3 protein-coding genes are annotated in these 2,730 nt (G+C 61.1%); all 3 read right to left on the bottom strand.

Going from position 1 to position 2,730, the window contains the following annotated elements:
- Window positions 1–1,071: DUF4158 domain-containing protein (locus I71_RS13260; protein ID WP_148294230.1), on the bottom strand; the 1,071-nt coding region annotated here is incomplete at its 3' end.
- Window positions 1,072–1,228: 157 nt separating this feature from the next.
- Window positions 1,229–1,822: a VCBS repeat-containing protein gene (locus I71_RS35925; RefSeq protein ID WP_159107379.1), complete on the bottom strand. Its 594-nt coding sequence runs from the start codon at window positions 1,820–1,822 to the stop codon at window positions 1,229–1,231.
- On the bottom strand, window positions 1,768–2,730 hold a 963-nt coding region (locus tag I71_RS13250), incomplete at its 5' end, for a VCBS repeat-containing protein (RefSeq protein ID WP_042695329.1). The genes I71_RS13250 and I71_RS35925, both read right to left, overlap by 55 nt.

The raw sequence follows: 2,730 nt of genomic DNA, 5'->3' as shown, positions 1-2,730 counted from the left end.
GTCCTGGGCCGCGACGAGCGCCTCGATCGTGTCGTGGAACAGCCGCATCAGGCGGCCGACATCGCGCGTCGTGGCGGCGTAGGTCTTCTCCTTGGCATGCTTGCCCCGCGTGAAGGCCCCGCCGATCAGCCGGTCGGCCATGTCGAGCACAGCATCGGTCAGCCGGGATTCCAGGTCGAACAGCACGGCGACCAGGGTCGCGCGCCGCCGATGGGCAGTGTAGCGGCCGAGCAGATAGGCGGGCGACGCTTGTCCCTCCCGGACGAACTGGCGGAACCGGATTTCGGGAAGGCGCGACGCGAGGTCGGACGGGATCCCGACGGCACGGACGGCCTGAAGCTTGCTGAGCAGGTCGCGGACGTGCCCGGCCTTTGGTGCGCTCGGCATCGTCTTCAACCAGGCGAGAGGAGTTCCGCCGAGGTCAGGATCGACCACCGGCAGACGGTCGAGTTCGGCCAGTTGCTCGTCAGTGAGGCCGGCAAGCAGAGCATCCACCGCCCGCTTGCGGGCACGGGCGCGCCCAGCGGCGCCGGTGCGCTCGATCACCGGCAATGCCGGCAGGATGAAGTTTTGGGAGCGGAGGGTGGAGACGATGGCTGTGACGATCGGTTCCGGCCTGTTCGTGGTCCAGGCGGCCTGGGCGGCCGCTTCGATCATGAAGGGAAGATCGAGATTGGTCGATGGCCGCAACCCGAGCATGGCGGCCAGTTGCCGGGCATGATCGGTCATCGTCTGGGGTCGGCGCGCATAATCGGTGAACAGGTGCGCCGGCACATGGATCTGGGTGGCGATCCAGGCGACCAGAGCGTCGAGCGGTTCCTCGATCTGGGCAAGCGCGCGGCCGGAATGCCGAAGCAGCGCCAGTTGCACGGCAAAGCCCAGCCGGTTGGCCGCGCCCCGCCGTGTCAGAACGAGATCCTGATCCGACGGGGTGAGCGTGAAGCGACGCGCCAAAGCATCCCGATCCGCGGGAATACCAAGAAGCTGCCGTAACTCCGTGTCGGGCAACAAACGATGTCGCGGCACGCCATCTCCCTCTCCAGCCGGCGCCAGCCCCCGAGGCTGGCACATGACGGGGGAGGGTTATGAACGAACGCAGGACCGCTTGTCACGGAGCCACGCTGCCCGACTGTCCGCTTTCCCACCCTTTGACGGACAACGGGCAGCGAGGCGCTATCTTGGCGTCTGGCCGAAGTGGCTTCCTCCTGAATGGAATGGGACTCTGTTTTCAAGCATAGCCTGACGACAGCCAGAACCGGTTGTCGGTGCTCTGGAACATCAAGTCGCTACGTCCATCTCCATTGAAATCGGCAAAACCGGCTTGCCCAAGCACGAAGCTACCCCCGTGATCCAGCGCGGCAAAGGTCTTGGTCATTCCTGCGAAGGACGCTCCATCGGATACGGAAACCCAGAAGGTGTTGTCGTTATCCTGGAAAATCAGATCGGCTCGGCCGTCTGCATTCACGTCGGCATAGCGAGCCTGACCTTCGACGAACGTCGTGCCGCCGCCGTGCGCCATGGCAACGAACGGGCTTGCGAAGCCGGTACCCGTGGACAAAGCAACGTTGAAGGTGTTGTCATTACCCTGAAAGATCAGATCAGCTTTGCCATCACCATTCATGTCGGCATACTGCGCCTGTCCACGAACGAAGCTACCCCCTTCCTGCAGGACGGATACTGGCGTATCAAACCCACTTCCATTCGACAGCGACAGCTTGAAGCTATTGTCATTCCCCTGAAAGATCAGGTCAGCCCTACCATCCCCATTTACATCGGCATATTGTGCCTGCCCGCGGATAAAGTTGCCGCCCTGTTGCAGCACTGATACCGGGGCATCGAACCCACTTCCATTCGACAGCGACAACTTGAAACTGTATTCCGCGCCTGGAAGATCAGGTCAAATTTTCCATCCCCGTTTACATCGGCATATTGCGCTTGTCCTTCGGCAAAGCTGCCACTTTGCTGCGCTACCGTTACCGATGCATCGAAGCCGCTTCCGTTCGCCAGCGACAGCTTGAAGCTGTTGTCATTGCCTTGGAAAATCAGGTCCGCCTTGCCGTCACCATTCACGTCGGCGTATTGCGCTTGGCCTGCCGCAAAGCTTCCGGTCTGTTGCGACGCAGGGGTGAAACTGCTGAACGCGCTGCCGTCAGACAGCGACAGCCAGAACCGATTGCTGTTGTCCTGGTAGACGACATCGGCTTTACCATCGCCATTCACATCAGCATAGCGCACTTGCCCTCGCGCAAACGTACCGGACTGCTGGAGAACCTGCGTTGCCGGCTTCAGGCCCGGCGTTGCCGCGTCCGCGGTGGAGACGTAAAAGATGTTGTCGGTGGTCTGGAAGATCAGATCGGCTTTGCCATCACCATTCATGTCACCATACTGTGCTTGGCCGCGAACGAAGCTCGCTCCATGCTTCATTGCGAAATTGGCGCCATCAAAGCCACTGCCGGTTGACTGCGACACCCAGAACAGATTGTCGCTGCCCTCCATGATCAAATCGGATTTGCCGTCGCCATTAACATCCCGATACTGCGCTTGCCCGGCAACAAAGCTGCCTCCATGCTTGGCCGCAAGAATCGGTGCGGCAAAGCCGGTGCCGGTGGAAAGAGATAGATAGAAGCTGTTGTCGTTGCCCTGCATGATCAGGTCGGCTTTGCCGTCACCATTCACGTCGGCATACTGCGCCTGTCCGGCGACAAAGCTGCTGCCATGCTTACGGCGAGG

The sequence above is a fragment of the Azospirillum sp. B506 genome (assembly GCF_000333595.1).
Classification (GTDB): domain Bacteria; phylum Pseudomonadota; class Alphaproteobacteria; order Azospirillales; family Azospirillaceae; genus Azospirillum.
Note: the sequence above shows the minus strand (reverse complement) of the source record. Positions and strands in the feature narration are given on the sequence as shown.